Annotated in this window: 23 protein-coding genes and 1 pseudogene; 10 read left to right on the top strand and 14 right to left on the bottom strand. The window is 63.4% G+C overall.

From position 1 onward, the window contains the following. The first annotated feature begins 103 nt into the window (after positions 1-103). Complete coding sequence (gene murI / locus LB552_RS01510; RefSeq protein WP_224601415.1) at positions 104-904, top strand: glutamate racemase; 801 nt, start codon at positions 104-106, stop codon at positions 902-904. Positions 905-907: 3 nt separating this feature from the next. On the opposite strand, the gene LB552_RS01505 is transcribed toward murI, so the two are convergent. Beyond that, a complete protein-coding gene (locus tag LB552_RS01505; protein ID WP_224601413.1) occupies positions 908-2,299 on the bottom strand; it encodes an RNB domain-containing ribonuclease in 1,392 nt (463 codons plus the stop codon). Between the two features lie 162 nt (positions 2,300-2,461). Between LB552_RS01505 and LB552_RS01500 the strand changes: the two genes are divergently transcribed. Next, the gene (locus tag LB552_RS01500) at positions 2,462-2,644 is read left to right on the top strand and encodes a DUF3008 family protein (RefSeq protein WP_095765193.1); all 183 of its coding nucleotides are present in this window, start codon (positions 2,462-2,464) and stop codon (positions 2,642-2,644) included. 64 nt (positions 2,645-2,708) lie between these two features. Here LB552_RS01500 and LB552_RS01495 read toward each other — a convergent pair whose 3' ends face one another. Then, the gene (locus LB552_RS01495) at positions 2,709-2,861 is read right to left on the bottom strand and encodes a hypothetical protein (RefSeq protein WP_224525634.1); all 153 of its coding nucleotides are present in this window, start codon (positions 2,859-2,861) and stop codon (positions 2,709-2,711) included. Between the two features lie 416 nt (positions 2,862-3,277). Between LB552_RS01495 and rpsD the strand changes: the two genes are divergently transcribed. The 3 genes from rpsD to LB552_RS01480 all read left to right on the top strand — a co-directional run bounded on the left by rpsD (position 3,278) and on the right by LB552_RS01480 (position 5,709). Further along, positions 3,278-3,895 carry a 30S ribosomal protein S4 gene (gene rpsD / locus LB552_RS01490; RefSeq protein WP_140840172.1) on the top strand — a complete coding sequence of 206 codons (618 nt, stop codon included), beginning with the start codon at positions 3,278-3,280 and terminating at the stop codon, positions 3,893-3,895. Positions 3,896-4,007: 112 nt separating this feature from the next. Further along, positions 4,008-4,892: a tRNA 2-thiocytidine(32) synthetase TtcA gene (gene ttcA / locus LB552_RS01485; protein ID WP_224525720.1), complete on the top strand. Its 885-nt coding sequence runs from the start codon at positions 4,008-4,010 to the stop codon at positions 4,890-4,892. Then, a complete protein-coding gene (locus tag LB552_RS01480; protein ID WP_224601412.1) occupies positions 4,882-5,709 on the top strand; it encodes an inositol monophosphatase family protein in 828 nt (275 codons plus the stop codon). Before ttcA ends, LB552_RS01480 begins: the two co-directional genes overlap by 11 nt. Before the next feature lie 44 nt (positions 5,710-5,753). On the opposite strand, the gene LB552_RS01475 is transcribed toward LB552_RS01480, so the two are convergent. Further along, positions 5,754-7,022 carry a multidrug effflux MFS transporter gene (locus tag LB552_RS01475; protein WP_224601410.1) on the bottom strand — a complete coding sequence of 423 codons (1,269 nt, stop codon included), beginning with the start codon at positions 7,020-7,022 and terminating at the stop codon, positions 5,754-5,756. A 143-nt stretch (positions 7,023-7,165) separates the two neighbouring features. Further along, the gene (gene grxD / locus LB552_RS01470) at positions 7,166-7,501 is read right to left on the bottom strand and encodes a Grx4 family monothiol glutaredoxin (RefSeq protein ID WP_059185116.1); all 336 of its coding nucleotides are present in this window, start codon (positions 7,499-7,501) and stop codon (positions 7,166-7,168) included. Positions 7,502-7,807: 306 nt separating this feature from the next. Between grxD and LB552_RS01465 the strand changes: the two genes are divergently transcribed. Beyond that, positions 7,808-8,536 (top strand): DJ-1/PfpI family protein, encoded by a 729-nt coding sequence (locus LB552_RS01465; RefSeq protein WP_224601408.1) that lies wholly within the window; start codon positions 7,808-7,810, stop codon positions 8,534-8,536. Positions 8,537-8,576: 40 nt separating this feature from the next. On the opposite strand, the gene LB552_RS01460 is transcribed toward LB552_RS01465, so the two are convergent. The 4 genes from LB552_RS01460 to LB552_RS01445 form a co-directional block, all read right to left on the bottom strand. Continuing rightward, positions 8,577-8,810 carry a BolA/IbaG family iron-sulfur metabolism protein gene (locus tag LB552_RS01460; protein WP_040995401.1) on the bottom strand — a complete coding sequence of 78 codons (234 nt, stop codon included), beginning with the start codon at positions 8,808-8,810 and terminating at the stop codon, positions 8,577-8,579. 101 nt (positions 8,811-8,911) lie between these two features. Next, entirely contained in the window at positions 8,912-9,262 is a 351-nt protein-coding gene (locus LB552_RS29735; RefSeq protein WP_318012006.1) for a hypothetical protein, read from the bottom strand. 271 nt (positions 9,263-9,533) lie between these two features. Continuing rightward, positions 9,534-11,765: a phosphoribosylformylglycinamidine synthase subunit PurL gene (purL, locus tag LB552_RS01450; protein ID WP_224601405.1), complete on the bottom strand. Its 2,232-nt coding sequence runs from the start codon at positions 11,763-11,765 to the stop codon at positions 9,534-9,536. Between the two features lie 149 nt (positions 11,766-11,914). Further along, positions 11,915-13,324 carry a PLP-dependent aminotransferase family protein gene (locus LB552_RS01445; RefSeq protein WP_224601404.1) on the bottom strand — a complete coding sequence of 470 codons (1,410 nt, stop codon included), beginning with the start codon at positions 13,322-13,324 and terminating at the stop codon, positions 11,915-11,917. Between LB552_RS01445 and LB552_RS01440 the strand changes: the two genes are divergently transcribed. Beyond that, positions 13,323-13,664: a DUF1127 domain-containing protein gene (locus tag LB552_RS01440; protein WP_411965330.1), complete on the top strand. Its 342-nt coding sequence runs from the start codon at positions 13,323-13,325 to the stop codon at positions 13,662-13,664. The two genes, LB552_RS01445 and LB552_RS01440, sit on opposite strands and share 2 nt — an antisense overlap. Positions 13,665-13,668: 4 nt before the next feature. Here LB552_RS01440 and LB552_RS01435 read toward each other — a convergent pair whose 3' ends face one another. From LB552_RS01435 to purC, 5 genes are all read right to left on the bottom strand, one after another. Next, the gene (locus LB552_RS01435) at positions 13,669-14,316 is read right to left on the bottom strand and encodes a Pr6Pr family membrane protein (RefSeq protein ID WP_224601402.1); all 648 of its coding nucleotides are present in this window, start codon (positions 14,314-14,316) and stop codon (positions 13,669-13,671) included. Between the two features lie 7 nt (positions 14,317-14,323). Continuing rightward, positions 14,324-14,734, bottom strand: coding sequence for a hypothetical protein (locus LB552_RS01430; protein ID WP_224601400.1), 411 nt, complete (start codon positions 14,732-14,734; stop codon positions 14,324-14,326). Between the two features lie 39 nt (positions 14,735-14,773). Then, entirely contained in the window at positions 14,774-15,442 is a 669-nt protein-coding gene (gene purQ, locus LB552_RS01425; protein WP_224601398.1) for a phosphoribosylformylglycinamidine synthase subunit PurQ, read from the bottom strand. A 2-nt stretch (positions 15,443-15,444) separates the two neighbouring features. Continuing rightward, positions 15,445-15,684: a phosphoribosylformylglycinamidine synthase subunit PurS gene (gene purS, locus LB552_RS01420; protein WP_095765207.1), complete on the bottom strand. Its 240-nt coding sequence runs from the start codon at positions 15,682-15,684 to the stop codon at positions 15,445-15,447. A gap of 63 nt (positions 15,685-15,747) precedes the next feature. Further along, positions 15,748-16,542: a phosphoribosylaminoimidazolesuccinocarboxamide synthase gene (gene purC, locus LB552_RS01415; protein ID WP_040995384.1), complete on the bottom strand. Its 795-nt coding sequence runs from the start codon at positions 16,540-16,542 to the stop codon at positions 15,748-15,750. Positions 16,543-16,816: 274 nt separating this feature from the next. Between purC and LB552_RS01410 the strand changes: the two genes are divergently transcribed. Further along, a complete protein-coding gene (locus LB552_RS01410) occupies positions 16,817-17,137 on the top strand; it encodes a DUF1476 domain-containing protein (protein ID WP_095765208.1) in 321 nt (106 codons plus the stop codon). A gap of 219 nt (positions 17,138-17,356) precedes the next feature. Beyond that, on the top strand, positions 17,357-18,130 hold the full coding sequence (locus tag LB552_RS01405; protein ID WP_224543856.1) for an HpcH/HpaI aldolase family protein: 774 nt from the start codon (positions 17,357-17,359) through the stop codon (positions 18,128-18,130). Positions 18,131-18,138: 8 nt separating this feature from the next. Here the strand turns inward: LB552_RS01405 and LB552_RS01400 are convergent, their stop codons facing one another. Then, positions 18,139-18,696, bottom strand: a complete 558-nt coding sequence (locus LB552_RS01400; RefSeq protein ID WP_224601396.1) for an RBBP9/YdeN family alpha/beta hydrolase — start codon at positions 18,694-18,696, stop codon at positions 18,139-18,141. A 199-nt stretch (positions 18,697-18,895) separates the two neighbouring features. Here LB552_RS01400 and LB552_RS01395 point away from each other — a divergent pair. Next, positions 18,896-19,692 (top strand): annotated as a pseudogene (locus LB552_RS01395) (VOC family protein). Positions 19,693-19,917 lie beyond the last annotated feature (225 nt).

The raw sequence follows: 19,917 nt of genomic DNA, 5'->3' as shown, positions 1-19,917 counted from the left end.
TGCGCAAAAGCTGCTCGCATTCGCCTCTTCAAGACCACGATCATTCGCGATAGAAGCGCGTCGGTCCAATTCCGGGCCTGTCGTTTCTCATAACCGGATGACAATGAGCGATCGATCAAGCCAGCGCCCGATCCTGATGTTCGATTCCGGCGTCGGCGGGCTGACCGTGCTGCGCGAGGCGCGCGTGCTGATGCCCGACCGCCGCTTCGTCTATGTCGCCGACGACGCGGCTTTTCCCTATGGCGCTTGGGAGGAACCGGCGCTCAAGGAACACATCCTTGCACTGTTCGGCAAATTGCTCGACCGGCTCCAGCCGGCGATTTCGGTCATTGCCTGCAATACAGCCTCGACGCTGGTGATCGATGCGCTGCGCGATAAATTCCCCGGCCATCCCTTTGTCGGCACCGTTCCGGCAATCAAGCCGGCGGCCGAACGCACCCGCTCCGGCCTGGTATCGGTGCTGGCGACGCCGGGCACGGTGAAGCGCCAGTACACGCGCGACCTGATCAGCAAATGGGCGCAGAAATGCCATGTGCGCCTGGTCGGCAGCGACCGGCTGGCGGGGCTCGCCGAGATCTATATGCGCCAGGGTTTCGTCGACGAAGAAGCCGTGCGCGCCGAAATTGCGCCCTGCTTCATCGAGCGCGACGGCAACCGCACCGACATCGTCGTGCTTGCCTGCACGCACTACCCGTTTCTCGCCAACCGCATGCGCAAGACCGCGCCTTGGCCGGTCGACTGGATCGATCCGGCCGAAGCGATCGCGCGGCGCGCCATGTCGCTGCTTGAACCCGTTGGGGACACATCCGGCGTAAGTGAGCCCGATCTTGCCGTCTTCACCTCGGGCAAGGTGGATTTCGCCACGAGGCGGCTCATCCAGGGCTTTGGACTGACCGCACCTTAGTGCTCAAGGCGGGGTGGCGGGCTCGAAGACGATGCTGCGTTGATCCGGATCGGCCGAAACCAGCCTTAGCGTCAGGCCGTCGCCTTGCCTGAGCCCGGAGGCTTTCACGCTGGCAACCACCGGCATGTCGGCAAGCTGCACGCGCACGCCACGGTCGACGAAGTCGGTGACGACGGCCTCGAACGTCTCGCCCTCATGTCCCTTGAGCATCACCGCCTCGGCAAGGTCGATTGCCGCGTGGCTGATCTGCGAGGCGCGGGCATCCGCGCGCCCCATCACCTTCGGCAATCTGGCGAAGGCGTCAGTGACGGCCTGCGGCACGGGCTGGCCATTGGCGATCGCCAGCGCGCAGCGCAGGACGTAGCGGTCGGCCAGCCGCCTGAGCGGCGCGGTGGCGTGGGCATAGGTCGCGGCCATCGCCTCATGCCAGGGGACGATGCCCTCCTGATAGGGTTGGTAGGACGCGCCGTTGCCTGCGCGGCGGATTTCCAGCATTAGCGCCGCCTGTTTCGGGTCGGCCGGATCGAGCGTGCGTTGATAGTCGCGCAAGCTGGTGGAGGCCGACCAGGACAGGCCGAGCGCCTGTGCCGCGTTGCGCAGCCGTTGCACCTTGGAGGCGTCCGGCCCCGACATCACCCGGAACAAGCCGGTCTTGTGGGCCAGCATGGCATCGGCAATCGCCATATTGGCGGCCAGCGAAAGTGCTGCATTGTCCTGCTCGGATTGCAGCAGCGGCCTGAACGAAAGCCGGAACGTGCCGTCGGCGAGCCTTTCCACCTCCTGCTCGGGCGGATCGACGCGCGAAGCGCCGCGGCGTTGTTCGTTTGCCGCCATACGCCGCGCCAGTTCCGCGAAGCCGGCCGGAACGTCGTCGGCCCGCACGCTGTCATAGGCGAGCTTGGCGCGGCTTTGGGTGATGGCGCGCTCCGCGCTGTCCAGCTTCACCGCACCGTCTCCGGCAACCCGGATCGTGAAGACGATCGCAGGACGCGGTCCATCGGGCAACAGGCTCGCCGCCGCCTCGGCGAGCACCGGCGGGTAGAGCCCGGCCTTGCCGTCCGGCAAGTAAAGCGTCTCGCCTCGGTTCCAGGCTTCGGTATCAATCGTATCGCCGTCCTCGACGAACCAGGCCACGTCGGCAATGGCATAGTGCAAGAGAAGATCGCCGCCGCTGGCTTCGATCGAGAAGGCCTGGTCGAGATCGGTGGAACTCGCCGGATCGAGCGTGACGAAGGGCATTGCCGTCCGGTCGGCATGCTGGTCGGGCACACGCTTTGCCGCCGCCTCAGCCGCGGCCATAACCGCAGGCGGAAATCCATCCGGCACGTGGAATTCTGCGCGGATTTTCGCAAGACCGGTGGAGAGCGCCTGTGAGGGATCGTTCAGGGATTTCATGCTGCCGTCCTACACTGACGTTCCGGACGCGGGAAGGCTTGCCAGGATACCGCCAAGGTCGGCCGCCCAATGGCCGGCTCAAGCAGACCGGCGAGCCGAGCCGCTACTGCTGGAACTGCCGCTTCAGCCCGGCGTTTCTCCCGCAGAAAAGGAGAAATCGCCATGCCCGCCAAATCGCAAGCCCAGCAAAAGGCCGCCGGCGCAGCGCTGTCCGCCAAGCGCGGGGAGACGAAGAAGAGCGAGCTCAAGGGCGCTTCGCGCGAAATGTATGAATCGATGAGCGAAAAGCAGCTCGAGGAGTTCGCCGAGACCAAGCGCAAAAGTCTTCCCAGCAAGAAGTCGTAGATCGAGTGAAAGGCCTGCGGCGTCGGCCGCAGGCCTCTGTCAACCCCTTTTGGCGCAAGATGAGCTAGCGGCGCCACCAGCAGCGTTTGGTCTTGTAACGGATGACGTGGCGATGGCCGTGGCGCCAGACCACTCTTTTCGTCACCACGACGCGGCATATCTGCCTGTGGCCGCTCCAATGCCTGGCCATGGCAGGTTCCGGGGTCATAACTGCCATAGATCCCGCCAATACAGCGGCCCCGGTCAGGGTAAGGAAGAACTTCTTCATGGGAATTCGGACTCCTCTGCTCCAGTCCCTTCATTAAGATGGCAGAGCAGGGCAACTCCTTGGAAGCACAAGCCGCTCTGCTGCCGACGGCCTTCGCCACAACCGGCACCGCACGCCACGCGGGAAATTATCGGGTTGCGACCCGCGCTGCCAGCCGTAAGCTTGACACCGGTTAAATCTCTGTTTAACAGGCCCACCAACACCGGGTGGCGACGCCCGGTGGTTTCTTTTGACGTGTCCCGTGGGTTTTCCGTCGCTTTGCGTGGAAAACCCTGTCAGGTCTCGAAAACGGAGGCCAGAGGAGGGCGCGTTTCCTTCGCCCGGAGCCATGGGGTTCCGGGTATATTGTTTTGAAAGGGAATGCGATGAGCAAGCGCGAATCCGCGAAATACAAGATCGACCGCCGTCTCGGCGAAAATATCTGGGGCCGCCCGAAGTCCCCGGTCAACAAGCGTGAATACGGCCCCGGCCAGCACGGCCAGCGCCGCAAGGGCAAGCTTTCCGACTTCGGCCTGCAGCTGCGCGCCAAGCAGAAGCTGAAGGGTCACTATGGCGACGTTTCGGAAAAGCAGTTCCGCAAGGTCTATGAAGAGGCCAACCGCCGCAAGGGCGACACCTCCGAGAACCTGATCGGCCTGCTCGAGTCGCGTCTCGACGCGGTGGTCTACCGCGCCAAGTTCGTGCCGACCATCTTCGCCGCCCGTCAGTTCGTCAACCACGGCCATGTCAACGTCAACGGCAAGCGCACGAACATCGGCTCGTATCGCTGCAAGCCGGGCGACGTCATCGAGGTGCGCGAGAAGTCGAAGCAACTCGTGATTGTGCTGGAATCGGTCGCTCTCGCCGAGCGCGACGTGCCGGACTACATCGAAGCCGACCACAACAAGATGACCGCGACCTTCGCTCGCGTTCCCGGCCTTTCGGACGTTCCGTTCGCCGTGCAGATGGAACCGAACCTGGTCGTCGAATTCTACTCGCGCTGATCGACATCAATCAGCCGGTGCATCCAAGGCCGCCTTTCGAGGCGGCCTTTTCTTTGGCGGTCAGGTCCGCTAAGCCGGGCGCCAAAAGAACCATGGGGCCGGCGCCATGAATATGCTGCCAGATGTCAAATCCCTCGAGGCGATCGACGATGAGACCGACGGCGGTTTCCACCCGCTGTTCCGCGACGTGCCGTCCTCGGTCGAGTTCAACAAGCTGCGCAAGCGGCTGTTGAGGCTCACCCGCCAGGCGATCGAGGATTTCGCCATGGTGAAGCCGGGCGAACGCTGGCTGGTGGCGCTGTCGGGCGGCAAGGATTCCTACGGCCTGCTGGCGCTTTTGCTCGACCTCAAATGGCGCGGCCTCCTGCCGGTCGAACTGCTTGCCTGCAATCTCGACCAGGGCCAGCCGAATTTCCCGAAGCACATCCTGCCCGACTATCTCAACGCCAACGGCATTGCCCACCGCATCGAATACCAGGACACCTATTCGGTGGTGACCGACAAGCTGCCACAGGGCAGCACCTATTGCTCGCTTTGCTCCCGGCTGCGGCGCGGCCATCTCTATCGCATCGCGCGCGAGGAAGGGTGCTCGGCGCTGGTGCTTGGCCATCACCGCGAGGATATTCTCGAGACCTTCTTCATGAACCTGTTCCATGGCGGGCGTCTCGCCGCCATGCCGCCCAAGCTCCTCAATGACGAAGGCGACGTCATGGTGCTGCGGCCGCTCGCCTATAGCGCCGAGGCCGACCTCGAAAAATTCGCCAACGCGATGAAATTCCCGATCATCCCGTGCGACCTCTGCGGCAGCCAGGAAGGGCTGCAGCGCAACGCCATGAAGGCGATGCTCGACGACATCGAGAAGCGCATGCCGGGCCGCAAGGACACGATGATCCGCGCCATGGCCAATGTAAGGCCCTCGCATCTCCTGGACAGGAAGCTGTTCGACTTCGCGGGCCTCGATGCAAACCCAGGACAAGACATTTCCGATGCGATTTGACGATAATGCGATCGACTGGCTGGCCGAGCTTCTCGCCGGTGCCGCAAACGCCGAAATCATGCCGCGCTTCCGCCGGCTGGGCGAGGGCGACGTGCGCCAGAAGACATCCGCCGCCGACCTCGTCACCGAGGCGGACGTCAACGCCGAGAGGCTGATCACCGCTAGGCTGCGCGAGCGCTTTCCCGACGCCATGGTGGTCGGCGAGGAAGCTTGCTCCGATAACCCGGCGCTGCTGTCTGGCCTTGGCGATGCTGCGCTTGCCTTCGTCATCGATCCGGTCGACGGCACTTTCAATTTCGCTTCCGGCGTGCCGCTGTTCGGTGTCATGGCCGGCGTCGTCGTCAATGGCGAGACCGTCGCCGGCATCATCCATGACCCGGTCGGCAAGGACTGGCTGATCGGGACCAAGGGCGCCGGCAGCCATATCCGCCATGCGCATGGCGCGCTGGAGAAGGTTCGCGTCGCGGCGCCGGTGCCGATGTCGCAGATGACCGGTTCCGTTTCCTGGCAGTTTCTTCACGAGCCCGAACGCTCGCGGCTCGCCCGCAACCAGACCAAGACGCTGTCGCAATTCGCCTATCGCTGCGCGGCGCATGAATACCGGCTTCTGGCCAGCGGCCACGCCCATTTCGTGCTCTACAACAAGCTGATGCCCTGGGATCATCTCGCCGGGGCGCTGATCCACCAGGAAGCCGGCGGCCATGTTGCGCGCGTCGACGGCAGCGCCTACCTTCCCTCGCATGTCGATGGCGGCCTGCTTGTGGCGCCGGACAAGCAAAGCTGGGACGAGTTGCGACGCGAGCTCTGGGCGGAATAGGGGCCGTGCCGGCTCTGGCCGGCAAAGCTGCCGGCCATACAGCTTTAATGCAGATCGGTGATGTGCCCCGAAACAGGGGGATTGTGAGGCTGGAACATCCTGCCCCGCTCGGCGATCAGGATCATCAGCAGAGCCGCGACCGAGACGGTGCAGAAGCCGGCGGCCAGAGGCGTCACCGTGCCGTTATAGGCCTGGCCGATCAGCGCGCCGATGATGGCGCCGAGGAAGGTCTGCATGAAGCCCAGGATGGACGCGGCGGTGCCGGCGAGCTCGCCGAGCGGCTCCATGGCCAAAGCGTTGAAATTCGCGCCAAGTCCGCCGAACGGCAGCATCGCGCCGGCAAAAAACGCGATGAAGAGCCAGAGCGGCATTTTCATTTCGAGCGAGACGACGAGCCAGGCAAGGCTGATGCACAGGAAGACAAGCAGCGCGCCTTGCGACAGGCGGCGCATGCCGATCTGTCCGACCAGCCGCGAATTCAGATAGTTCGAGAAAGCCAGCACGCCGGCGACGCCGGCAAAAATCAGCGGGAACAATTCGCCGACATGGAAGATGTCGATATAGATCTGCTGGGCCGAGCTGATGAAGCCGAACATGGCCGCGAAGATGAAGGTGCTGGCAAAGGCGTAGCAAAGCGTGAGCCGGTTAGTGAGCACGATGCGGAAGCCGCCGGCGACGGAGCTTACCGTCAGCGGCCGGCGATATTCCGGATGCAGCGTCTCGGGCAGGCGCAACAGCGCCCACGCCGACACGACCAGCGCACCGATGGCCATGGTGACGAAAATCCAATGCCAACTGGCAAACAGCATGACAAACTGGCCGATGCCGGGCGCGACCACCGGAATTGCCATGAACACCATGAAGATCAGGGACATCACCTCGGCCATGCGCCGCCCTTCGAACGTGTCGCGCACGATCGAGACGGCGATGACGCGGGTCGCCGCCGCGCCGAAGCCTTGTATCAGGCGGCAGGTCAGCAACAGGGCGAAACTCGGCGCGACGGCGGCGGCAGCCGCGGCGGCGACGTAGACGACCAGGCCGAAGACCAATGGCGCACGGCGCCCGAAGCGATCCGAAATGGGTCCGAAGAAAAGCTGTCCGCCGCCGAAGCCAAGCATATAGGCGGTGATGACATATTGGCGATGGTTCTCACTCTCGACGCCGAGCGAGGCGCCGATCTGCTGAAGCGCCGGCAGCATGATGTCGATGGCCAGGGAGTTGAGCGCCATGAGCGCCGCGCAGAGCGCGATGAATTCCCAGCGCGGAATGGGCAAGCTTGTTGCCGATTGCTGCGCTGCTGCCTGCTTGTCCACCGCGAAATCCGATTCTTCAAACGAACATGCGCCGGATTACCGGCGCATCCATTCGTCTCGTTCTCGAATCCGAGAACTACAATGCCGAGGTGGGGGCAGCCCCGGAAGCTAGTGTCCGCCGGCCGGTCGCCGACGCAATCCGATCAGGCGGCGCCTTTGACGCTGACGCCCTTTTCGACCAGAAAGTCCTGCAATTCACCGGCTTGGAACATCTCGCGCACGATGTCGCAACCGCCGACGAATTCGCCCTTCACATAGAGCTGCGGGATGGTCGGCCAGTTGGAATAATCCTTGATGCCCTGGCGCAATTCGGCCGAGTCGAGCACGTTGACGCCTTTGTAGTCGGCCCCGATATAATCGAGGATCTGCACCACCTGTCCGGAGAACCCGCATTGCGGGAAGCCGGGTGTGCCCTTCATGAAGAGCACGACGTCGTTGCTCTTCACTTCATTATCGATGTAGTCGTTGATGCCGGTCATGAACAATCCTTTCATGCCTGTGGGAGTCAGGCTCGAAGCATGTCCTTCAAATAAACCCATAGGTTGGCTGAAACAAGACGTTAGCCGTGACGCTGGCCCAATGGCGCAAAAGTCGGCGCGGTTTGGGCCAAACCGAGTGACGGTGGATTCGTAGTGATGAATCTGAGCTTGGTGCCCGATGCGGAAGACGTCTCCCGGCCCAGATCTGCCCCCTCGGAGCTATGACCCGTTGCGCATATCTTCACCAAGCGCGATGATCTCCACTGCGCCAAGCCGGCGTTCTGGGCATTTGGAGGCGAATGCGGCATGTCCGGTTTCGATATCGGCTTCGTGATCTTCCCTGGAATCACGCAACTCGACTTTACTGGCCCGTTTGACGTCTTGAGCCGGCTTGGAACGCCTGCCTCGATCTCTGCCGCCAGCAAGTTCCGTCAATCGAGAACCCACGTTGTCGCGAAGACCATGCTACCGGTTTCGAGCGACCGCGGTCTCGGCATCATGCCCACCTGCACGTTTCAGAGCTGTCCCCCGCTAGACCTGATTTGCCTGCCCGGTGGCGCAGGCGTTGTGGAAGCTCTCGCCGATTTCGAGACGGTCGACTTCATTCGCCGCCAGGGCGAGCAGGCAGAATATGTAACCTCCGTTTGCATGGGCGCCTTTCTTCTTGGTGCAGCCGGGTTGTTGAAGGGACGTAGGGCTGCGACACATTGGGCCTACGTCGATCTGCTCCCCTTGGTCGGCGCCAGTCACGAAAAGGGGCGGGTAGTGCGCGACGGCAATGTCTTCACCTCGGGCGGCGTCACTTCGGGGATTGACTTCGCATTCCGCATCGTCGCCGAACTTGCTGGACCGGAGGTCGCGCAAGCCATCCAACTCGGGATCGAGTACGACCCGTCTCCTCCCTTTGATTCAGGTCACCCTGACAAGGCATCTGAGGCGGCCATCGCGCTCATGGTTCAACGCAACGAAAAGGCCTACACGGGGATTCGCGAAGGACTCAAAAAATTGGTCATCCCCGGCAAATTTCCGCGCTAAGGGACCTACAACTCCAGTACCAGCCGTCAGATTTCAACCACTAGTCCGGAACGCTGGTCTGCAGCGCCAGAGCATGCAGGACACCGCCCATCTTGCCCTTCAGCGCGTCATAGACCATCTGGTGCTGCTGGACGCGGCTTTTGCCCCGGAAACTCTCGGCCACCACTTCGGCCGCATAATGATCGCCGTCGCCGGCCAGATCGCGGATGGTCACCTTGGCGTCGGGAATGCCTTCCTTGATCAGTTTTTCGATGTCGTGGGCATCCATTGCCATGGCAAAATCCTGTTTCAAGCGGGCAGGCTGTGTGGTGTGACTCGGGGTGAGCCTAAAACCTTTCCAGCCCGGATTGAAGCCGTTCCGTCGCAGGAGGAAGCCTAGGAATTATCCGGGCTCGGATGAACCACACCGTCCTCGCTGATGTCATCGCGCGTCGAATAGGCGCGGCCGAGGCTGAAGACCAGCACGTAGAGCGGGACGTTGATCAGCAGGCCGACGATGGGAAGATAGCTCGTCATCCGCCATGCAGTTGAGAAGAAGGCCTGACCGTAGCCGTCGCAGATCAAGGACGAGCCATAGTCCCAAACCGCCCCGACCGCGGCGGCAACGGCAAAGAGCTTGATGCAGGTCGCGATGTGCTTTGCCCGCGCCGGCTCCGGAGAGAGCCTGTTCCACAGCACGAGGCAGGCGATTGGAACCGCGTAGATCAGGCTCTGCACGATGAGCATCGGCAGCGTGCCGTTTGCCGCCGCCAGGAACTCGGCGCGGGGTTTCTAGCCGGAGGCAGACCTCGCTCGAGGTCGTCGACAGCAGGAACAGGGCGAACGGTCCGAGAAACCAGAAGAAGAACAGAGACGGCCAGAAGACGACTGCAATCAGCGCCCTGGCGGTTAAATCATGTCGCGTAAAAAAGGATTTATGCGACATGAATTAGGTCTTTTACCTTAAGCATGTCTTTTTCCCGAAACCGCTGCACACTTTCGGGAGACATGCTTCTGGTCAACTGGCCTGGTCCATGAAGCGCGGGAACCAGCCCTCATGGGCGGCGGTCAATTCACTGACCGGGATCGGCCGTGCGTCACCCAGCTTCAATTCACGTCCGCCGGTGGTGCCGATCCATGGCGCGAAGATGCCGAGCTTGCTCTGCTCCTCGCGGATCCTGTCCCATTCGCCGCTTTGCGGGTCGATCGATAGCGTCAATAGATAGCGGCCTTGGTCCTCGCCGAACCAGACCGGAATCGGGTCGGTGCCGGTGAGGCCGGGGATGGTGGCGCCGATGCCGGAGGCCATAGCCATTTCGGCCAGCGCTACCGCCAGGCCGCCGTCGGAGACATCGTGGGCCGATGTCACGATGCCGGAAGCGATCAGCGAGCGCACATGGTCGCCGACGCGCTTCTCATGCGCGAGGTCGACGGGCGGCGGCGGACCGTCGGCGCGGCTATGGATGTCACGCATATAGGCGGACTGGCCGAGATGGCTGCCCCATGTCGGTGGCGCGCCGACCAGCACGATCATCTGGCCCTCGGCGGCAAAGCCGATGCGCGCCATCTTCGACCAGTCGGCGATGAGGCCGACGCCGCCGATCGTCGGGGTCGGCAGGATGCCGCGGCCATTGGTTTCGTTGTAGAGCGAGACATTGCCCGACACGATCGGGAAGCCGAGCGCGCGGCAGGCATCGCCGATGCCTTTGATGGCGCCGACGAGTTGACCCATGATCTCCGGCCGCTCCGGATTGCCGAAATTGAGGTTGTCGGTGGCAGCAAGCGGCAGGGCGCCCGTTGCCGTCAGGTTGCGCCAGCATTCGGCCACGGCCTGCTTGCCGCCTTCGTAAGGATCGGCCTCGCAATAGCGCGGCGTGACGTCGGAGGAGAAGGCCAGCGCCTTGGTCGGGTGACCTTCGACGCGCACGACGCCGGCATCGCCGCCTGGAAGCTGTAGCGAATTGCCCTGGATCAGCGTGTCATACTGCTCCCACACCCAGCGGCGCGAGGAGAGATCCGGTCCCCCCAGCATCTTGAGCAGCGCGTCGGCGACGTCGGCCTTCGGCGCGTCGTTCGCGGCAAGCGGCGTGGGTTTCTTCGCCTCGATCCAGGGGCGGTCATATTCCGGCGCCTGGTCGCCGAGGTCCTTGATCGGCAGATTGGCGACCTCGTCACCCTGGTGGATGACGCGGAAGCGCAGGTCGTCGGTGGTCTTGCCGACGATGGCGAAGTCGAGACCCCATTTGCGGAAGATCGCCTCGGCTTCCTCTTCCTTCTCGGGGCGCAGCACCATGAGCATGCGCTCCTGGCTTTCCGACAGCATCATCTCATAGGCGCTCATGCGCTCCTCGCGCACCGGCACCTTGTCGAGGTCGAGCTCGATGCCGAGGTCGCCCTTGGCGCCCATCTCGACCGCCGAGCAGGTGAGGCCCGCGGCACCCATGTCCTGGATGGCGATGACGGCGCCCGACGCCATCAGCTCGAGACAGGCCTCCAGCAGGCATTTTTCGGTGAAGGGATCTCCGACCTGCACGGTCGGCCGCTTCTCCTCGATCTTGTCGTCGAATTCGGCCGAGGCCATGGTGGCGCCGCCGACGCCGTCGCGCCCGGTCTTGGCGCCGAGATAGACGACCGGTAGGCCGACGCCCTTGGCCTGCGACAGGAAGATGGCGTTGGTCTTGGCGAGACCCGCCGCGAAGGCGTTGACCAGGATATTGCCGTTGTAGCGAGCATCGAAATTGACTTCGCCGCCGACGGTCGGCACGCCGAAGGAATTGCCGTAGCCGCCGACGCCCGAAACCACGCCCGCGACAAGGTGCCGGGTCTTGGGATGATCCGGCGCGCCGAAGCGAAGCGCGTTCATTGCCGCCACCGGCCTGGCGCCCATTGTGAAGACGTCGCGCAGGATGCCGCCGACGCCGGTCGCGGCACCCTGATAAGGTTCGATGTAAGAGGGGTGGTTGTGGCTCTCCATCTTGAAGACGACGCAGTCACCGTCGCCGATGTCGACCACGCCGGCATTCTCGCCTGGACCCTGGATGACCTGCGGACCGCTGGTCGGCAGCGTGCGCAGCCATTTCTTGGAGGACTTGTAGGAGCAGTGCTCGTTCCACATCGCCGAGAAGATGCCGAGCTCGGTGAAGCTTGGCTCGCGGCCGACCAGATCGAGGATGCGCTGGTATTCGTCCGGCTTCAGCCCATGCGCGGCGACGAGCTCGGGAGTGATGGGCACGGAATTGGAAATGGTCATGAGCGGCGATTTTTGTCCGTGGAAGAGGGGAGTTCTTTGAGTCTCCTCTTATCGCAAGCTTTCGCGCGATACACCCCCACCGGATGACGAAAAAAGCCGGAAAACGGCCCCTGCCGGCGGAGGCCAGGGCCTAGAGCTCGCCAGCTTGATCAGGAAAAACTGTCGTAGCCGGCGCGGCCTTCGTCGAGCAGGCGGCGGATGACGGCGACGCCGCCGGCGACATCCTTGCTTTGCCGCGGCTGCGACACGCCAAAGCGCACGCCGTGAAAGACCTGCTCGGAGCGGCCGGCCTTGAACTCGTCCTCGTCGTCGATGAGCACGCCTTGCGCCAGGCAGGCGTTCTTGAAAGTGCCGGACAGCCACGGGTCCGGCAAGGTCAGCCAGACGAAGGGCACGTTGTCCCGCGCCTTGAAATCAAAACCCGCCAGCACTTCGCGCACGATGGCGAGGCGCGCCTGGATTTCGCCAATGCAGCGCTTGCGGATCTCGCCCGCCTGGCCCGACATCACCAGCCGCGTGCCGACCTCGGCCAGCAGGAAGGGCAGGCCGCCGGTCATCATCTTGTGGGCGACGCGGATGCGGTGGCGATAGGCCGGCGGGCAGGAAAGCCAGCCGCCGCGCACGCCTGCCGCGACCGACTTCGACAGGCCGCCGGCGACGATCGTGCGCTCGGGCGCATATTCGGCCAGCAGCGGTGTCGGGTCGTCGGTGAGCTCGCCGTAAAGATCGTCCTCGATCAGCGCAACATTGTACTCACGCGCGATCTTGGCGATCGCCTGCCGTCGCTCCGCCGACAACGTCACCAGCGTCGGGTTCTTCGCGGTCGGCATCAGGAACATCAGCTTTGGATGTTTCTGCGCGCAGACGCGCTCGAAATCATCCGGGTCGATACCGCCCTCATCAGTCAAAACCAGCGCCGTGCGGCGGCCGATCAGCCCTGCGCTCCGCGCGATCTGCGAATAGGTGAGGTGCTCGAAGACCACGTAGTCGCCGGGCATGGTCAGCGCCGCGATCGCCGCCATGACCGCAGCATGGGTGCCCAGCGTCGGCACGATCGAATCGAGCGAGGGGCGGAAGGCATTGCGTGCCAGCCAGCGGCTTCCGGCTTCGTACCAGCGTTCGGGAAAGTCCCGCGTGTAGCTCGAAATGTCGTGCGGATGCTCCTGCGCCGTGCGTGCCAGCATGTCGGCAATCACCGCGCCCTGGCCGACATCGGGCGCGGCGGTGCTGTCGAAGCGCAGCTTGCCGCTCGGCGCATCGATGGGACGCGTGCCCTGGATGGCAGGTTCCAAATCCGGCTTCGGGTCTGCGGCGCGCTGGCCTAGCACATAGGTGCCACGGCCGACCTCGCCGCTCACCAGGCCGCGCTCGCGCAGCAGCTGATAGGCCCTGCCGATGGTGCCGACGGTCGTGCCGATGTCATAGGCGAGGTCGCGCTGCGGCGGCAGTTTTGCACCGGCGTCGATGACGCCCTTGTCGATATCTGACTCAATGCTGTCAGCAAGACGCTGGTAGAGCGGACCGGAGCCAGAGGAAAGATCGGGGAGCCAATTTGTCATGGTGACAATTTTCTATATTGCACCGCGCGATGAGTCAATTCATATCGATCTCGCGATTGGGAAGGTACAATCGGAACAAGGCAGAATGACAATGGATACAATCGAGACAATTCGCTATGCTCGCCCGGTTTCTGGCGCGCAGGTCGATCCCTTGGCCCATCGTGGCTTCGTCGGCCGCACGGCGGTTGTGCTCCGTTCCCTCGTAAGGCAGATCGACCGGATGCTGGAGCGCAGGCGCGGCCGCCTCGCGCTCATGGAGATGACGGACGAGCAGCTCAAGGATATCGGCGTCTCGCGCTGCGACGCCCATCGCGAAGGCATCAGGCCATTTTGGGAATGATGGTCTATCTTCGGGTTGCGGGCTTTCTTCGCAACCGGCCGATACCGTGATCGACAAGCACGGCGAGCACGCTCAATGCGATGAACAGGGCCGTGACGCCAAGCGCCGAAACGGCAACGTTGGCGGCGCCGTTCTTGGCGACGTCGAGGAATGGGTAGGGTACTTCGCCGGCGAAGGGCGCGCGTACCAGCGCGTAGGCGAGATAGGCGACCGGATAGATCATCCACCAGGCGATGTCGCTCCACTGCCGCCTGCCATCGGCGCCCGCCACCAGCCACCACAGCACGAACAGCGCCGGCGTCACATAGTGCAAGAGGACGTCGCAGAGCAGGAACAAACCCCGCGGCTGCCAGAGCTTCGCCAGGACTGTGGTGTAGACGATGAAAACCAAAGTTATGGCCACGGCGACGCCAGTCCGCGTCCGCGGTCCGGCAAAGGCCGGGAACCAGGCATAGCCGGCGGGTGACAGCAGCGAGGCGTGCACCATCACAGCGGCGATGTTGGTCAGGACGGTGAAGAAGCTGAAATAGAAGACGACCGAGCTGAGCAGGCCGCGGCCTGCGGCCATCGATGCCGGGATAGTGATGGCGAATTGCAGAACAAGCGCAATCAGCCCGACAGCCAGTCCCGCGGGCTGCAGGAACCGGGCCATGACAACCTCAGGCGGCAGCCGCGCAGGACGGATTGCCGGCCTGCCACCGGGCGATGTCGGAACCGATGCGCGCGCCGAGCGGCTCGTTCATCAGCGGCCCGAACACGTCGACCCGGCGGGAATTTCCCTGCGCCTGCACGACCAGCAGCGGCTTGCCGCCATAATGCTTGGCGGGCACCAGCAGGAAGCGCGGCGTGCCGCTGTAGGAATTGAGCTCATTGGCCATCTGGTAGGGCTTGAAGGCCGGGTCCTTGCTGGCGATCCAGCATTTGTGCGCAGCGATGGCAACCTGTTCCATGGCGAGCAGCGAGGCGCTCTTGCCTGAGGGAACCGGCGTGGTCTTGGGGCTGGACTGGCAAGAAGCCAAGGCAAGCCCGGTGGCGGCCAGGAGAGCAAGGCGAGCAATCGTCAGTCTCATGGTCAGTCCGCCCCCGCGTTCCGATAGGATGTTAAAGGATCAGGCAGCGATGCCGAGCGCGCTTTGGAAAAGCGCCCGTCCGTCCTCGCCGCCATGCGCCGCCTCGATCAGGTTTTCCGGATGCGGCATCAGGCCGAGCACATTGCCCTTGTCGTTGACGATGCCGGCAATGTCGTTGATCGAGCCGTTGGGGTTGGTGTTTTCCGCATAGCGGAACACCACCTGGCCTTCGCCTTCGAGCCGGGCAAGCGTCTCGGCATCGGCGAAATAGTTGCCGTCATGATGCGCCACCGGCGAGCGGATCACCTGTCCGGGCTGGTAGCCGCGGGTGAACATGGTGTTGGCGTTGGCGATCTTGAGCTTCACCTGCCGGCAGACGAATTTCAGCGAGGCGTTGCGCATCAGGGCGCCGGGCAGCAATCCCGCCTCGACGAGAATCTGGAAGCCGTTGCAGACGCCGATAACGGTCACGCCCTTGGCCGCCTTTTCGGCGACCGCGCGCATCACCGGCATGCGCGCCGCGATGGCGCCGCAGCGCAGATAGTCGCCGAAGGAGAAGCCGCCCGGGATAGCGATCAGGTCGACATCGGGGATTTCAGTGTCGGTCTGCCAGACGGTCGCCGGCGCATGGCCGGAAATCTTGGTCAGCGCCGCGATCATGTCGCGGTCGCGGTTGAGGCCAGGCAGGAGGACGACGGCTGATTTCATTGTCAGGCGATCTCCACCGCGTAGTTCTCGATCACCGTGTTCGCCAGAAGCTTGTCGCACATGGCCTTGAGGTCGGCTTCGGCCTTGGCCTTGTCGGTTCCGGCGAGTTCGATGTCGAACACCTTGCCCTGCCGCACCTGGCCGACGCCGTCGAAGCCCAACCCGGAGAGCGCGTGCTCGATCGCCTTGCCCTGCGGGTCGAGGACGCCGTTCTTGAGGGTCACGGTGATACGGGCTTTCATCGATGCTCCTGGGCAGATCGTCAGTTAGGGAGGCCTGCCATTGTCCGGCAGGCCCGTCAATATTCAGTGCTTCAGGCCCTTAGGCGCCTCGGAAGAGGCGACGAGCACGGGGCCCGTGGGGCGCGGCGGTTCGTTCTCGTTGATGATGCCGAGACGGCGGGCAACTTCCTGATAGGCTTCGACCAGGCCGCCCATGTCGCGGCGGAAACGGTCCTTGTCGAGCTTGTCCTGGGTGGCGACGTCCCACAGTCTGCAGGAGTCCGGCGAGATCTCGTCGGCGACGACGATGCGCATCATGTCGCCCTCGAACAGGCGGCCGCATTCGATCTTGAAGTCGACCAGCTGGATGCCGACGCCGAGGAACAGGCCGGACAGGAAGTCGTTGACGCGGATGGCCAGGGCCATGATGTCGTCGATTTCCTGGGGGCTTGCCCAGCCGAAGGCGGTGATATGCTCTTCCGACACCATCGGGTCGTCGAGCGCGTCGGCCTTGTAGTAGAATTCGATGATCGAGCGCGGCAGCACGGTGCCTTCCTCGATGCCGAGGCGCTTGGATAGCGAGCCGGCAGCGACATTGCGAACCACCACCTCGAGCGGGATGATCTCGACTTCCTTGATCAACTGCTCGCGCATATTGAGCCGGCGGATGAAGTGGGTGGGGATGCCCATGCGGTTCAAGTGGTTGAAGATGTGCTCGGAAATGCGGTTGTTGAGCACGCCCTTGCCATCGACCACTTCATGCTTCTTCTTGTTGAAAGCGGTGGCATCGTCCTTGAAAAACTGGATCAGCGTCCCCGGCTCAGGGCCCTCATAGAGGATCTTGGCCTTGCCTTCGTAAATGCGGCGGCGATTTTTCATTTGATTTTTTCTCTGGATCTGCGGGCAAGCGGCGAGTGACCGGTTCCTGCCCGTCTGCCTAAATTAGTATGGCGAAGGCGGCGTTCAATGCCGGTGTTATCGCAATCGTCTTGTTTGCTCAATCCGCAAATCCCGCGAATCAACCGCTTTCGGGACTGAAATGCCGCAGCGCAGCATGCGACGAAGCATATTGACCGGCCCGCGGCCTTTTGGTTTGTGCTTGCCCACCACACATATTCACCGCCAAGCGAATCGGATTGATCGGAGGGACGTTATGAGCAGCATGAAAGACCGCGAAGAGGGTTTTGAGCGCAAATTCGCCTTCGACGAGGAGCTTCGCTTCAAGGCCGCGGCGCGCCGCAACAAGGCGCTTGGCCTGTGGGCCGCCGAGAAACTGGGCAAATCCGGCGCCGATGCCGAAGCCTATGCCAAGGAAGTGGTGGTCTCCGATATCGAGGAAGCGGGCGACCACGATGTTTTCCGCAAGATACGCACGGATTTTGACGCGGCCGGCGTCGCCCAGTCCGACCATCAGATCCGCCGCACCATGGACGAGCTGATGGCGCAGGCGATCGAGGAGATCAAGAACAGCTGAGGCTGTGCGGACATGATGTCGTCCGAGAACCGCTTTGCGCGTTTCGGCATCATCCCCTATCTCTTTGTTTTTACGCAATTCCGGACGGAAAACCGTTACACACTTTTCCTGGAATTGCCCTGACTGGACCAATCGACCGCCCGGCCAAGCCGGGCGGTTTTTCTTTGCCTTCGCGTCGTTTCCGGCCAAAACTGCGGATTGTTCACAAGGAAACTTTCGATGTCGCTCAAGTCCCGCCTGGCCGCCGACGAAACGCTGTTCACTGCCTGGTCGGGCGTGCCGGACGCGCTGACGGTCGAAATCATCGCCAAGCAGGGCTTTGACGCCGTCACCCTCGACATGCAGCATGGCGGCCATCATGAGGACAGCGTGCTGCGCGGCCTGGTGCCGGTGCTCGCCGCCAACAAGCCGGCGCTGGTGCGCATTCCGGTCGGACGCTTCGACATGGCAAGCCGCGCGCTCGATTTCGGCGCCGAGGCGGTGATCGCGCCGATGGTGAACTCCGTGGCCGATGCAAGGCAATTCGCCGCCGCGATGAAATATCCGCCGCTGGGCGAACGCTCCTGGGGCCCGACCTATGCTTTCCCGCGCCATGGCAAGGGCGACCATGCCGAATGGCTGCGCGACACGAACCAGCGCATCATGGCTTTCGCCATGGTCGAGACGCGGGCTGCCCTCGAGGCGCTGGACGGTATCTTGGATACGCCCGGCATCGACGGCATCTTCGTCGGTCCGTCGGATTTCTCGATCGCCTGGTCGAACGGCACCACCATCAACTCGACGCTGGAAAGCATGATGGAGACGGTCGCGTCGATCGCCGAGCGGACCCGCAAGGCCGGCAAGCATGCCGCGATCTATGTCATCGAACCGGCGATTGCCGGGCGCGTCGTGTCGATGGGTTTTCGGCTGCTCGCCATGGGCTCGGACCACACGCTGATCTCGCTCGGCGCGAAAACGCTGCTGAAGAGCATGCGGGATTCGATCGGCTCCTGAAGCCGGCGTTACGGCTCCTTCAACTCCGTCAGGAATTTGGCGAAAGTCATCGAACCCTCCGGCCACGGGCCGAAGCCGGCGTCGTGGTTGAGATGGCCGGCCTCGCCGGCATCGATGAAGAGCGATCCCCAGGCGGCGGCAATGTCCTCGGCGACTGCGAAGGCGCAGAATGGATCGTTGCGGCTGGCGATCACGATGGACGGAAAAGGCAGGGGATCGCGCGAATAGGGGCCGAAGGTCATCAGATGCCTTGGCCTGATTTCCGGATTGGAGACGTCGGGCGGCGCGACGAAGAAGGCGCCGGCGACCGGCTTCTTGAATTGCGGGATGGCCTGCACCGCCGCCGTCACGCCCAGCGAGTGCGCAACAAGCACCACCGGTCGCTCGGCCTCGTTGACGGCGTTCGCCACGCTCGCCGTCCAGTCCTCACGCACGGGTTTGGTCCATTCCGCCTGCTCGACCCGGCGCGCCGTCGACAGTTTCGACTGCCAGCGGGTCTGCCAATGCTCGGGGCCGGAATTGGTGTAGCCCGGCACGATCAGGATATCTGCGTCTTTGACTTTCATGGCGCGGATGTAGCGAGCGGCCTTCTTGGCTGCAACCCTGTCGGAAAATTCGGAGCAATCACAATTGTGAACAACTTGTTCGATTCTTGCTCTCTTGTGTGAACGATCGCAATCGACGATTTGGAGGGGAACAAGGAACAATGGCTGGCGGCCACGACAATCCCATGCTGGGATAAGCGCCGCCCGAACGGAGAGTTTGATGAGCGAACTGCCTTTTGCCGCGACCACCCCGGTCAGCGTGTCGCGTGTCGGGCTAAAGGCGCGCGATGCCGAAAGTCTGGCGGCCTATTATCGCGCCGTCGTCGGCCTGCAGGAACTGAGCCGCGCCGACGGCGCGATCACGCTCGGCGCAGCCAATCGGCCGTTGCTGGTGCTGGAGCAGGATTCTGCGGCCAAGCCGGACGATCCGCGCAGCGCCGGCCTTTTTCACACCGCTTTCCTTTTGCCGTCGCGCGCGGACCTTGGCCGTTGGATCAGCCACGCCGCCGCCAACCGTATCGGCATCGAGGGTGCGTCGGACCATCTGGTCAGCGAGGCGCTCTATCTCACCGACCCGGAGGGCAATGGCATCGAGATCTATGCCGATCGCCGCCCGCAGGACTGGAAATGGAATGGCGACCGTATCGCCATGGCGACCGAGCGGCTGAACCTGCCGGCGGTGGTGGGCAGCGTGCCGGCGGGCGATGCCGGCTGGCAGGGCGCGCCGGCCATGTGCATCTGCGCGTCGGTCGGCCGGAGGACGCGGAGGCCTGGTGGCATGACCAGTTCGGCTTCGACACCGTCGCCAAATATGGCGGCCAGGCGGTGTTCCTGTCGTCCGGCCATTACCACCACCATATCGGCGCCAATGCCTGGCAGAGCGCCGGCGCCGGCCGCCGCGATCCGTCGCGCTCGGGCCTCGCCTGGGTCGAGATGCGCTCGGACAATGTCAAGGATGAGACGAGCCGCGAGGACCCTTGGGGAACGGTGATCAGGACCGTGCCTGGGAAGGCTTGAGCCACGCCTGCGTCAAGCTGGAGCACCCCTCATCCGTCTCGGCGCTAGCGCGCCGATCCACCTTCTCCCACAAGGGGGAGAAGGGAAGACCGAGCCGGCGCCACTGCCAATCGCGGCATCGGTGATTAGCTGAGGCGCGGGCGCCAAATTCCCCCTTCTCCCCTTGTGGGAGAAGGTGGCTTGTCGCGGAGCGACAAGACGGATGAGGGGTGTTCCAGCCTGGCG

The sequence above is a fragment of the Mesorhizobium sp. CA7 genome, from assembly GCF_020165015.1.
Classification (GTDB): Bacteria; Pseudomonadota; Alphaproteobacteria; order Rhizobiales; family Rhizobiaceae; genus Mesorhizobium.
This window is presented reverse-complemented; position numbering and strand designations above follow the sequence as displayed.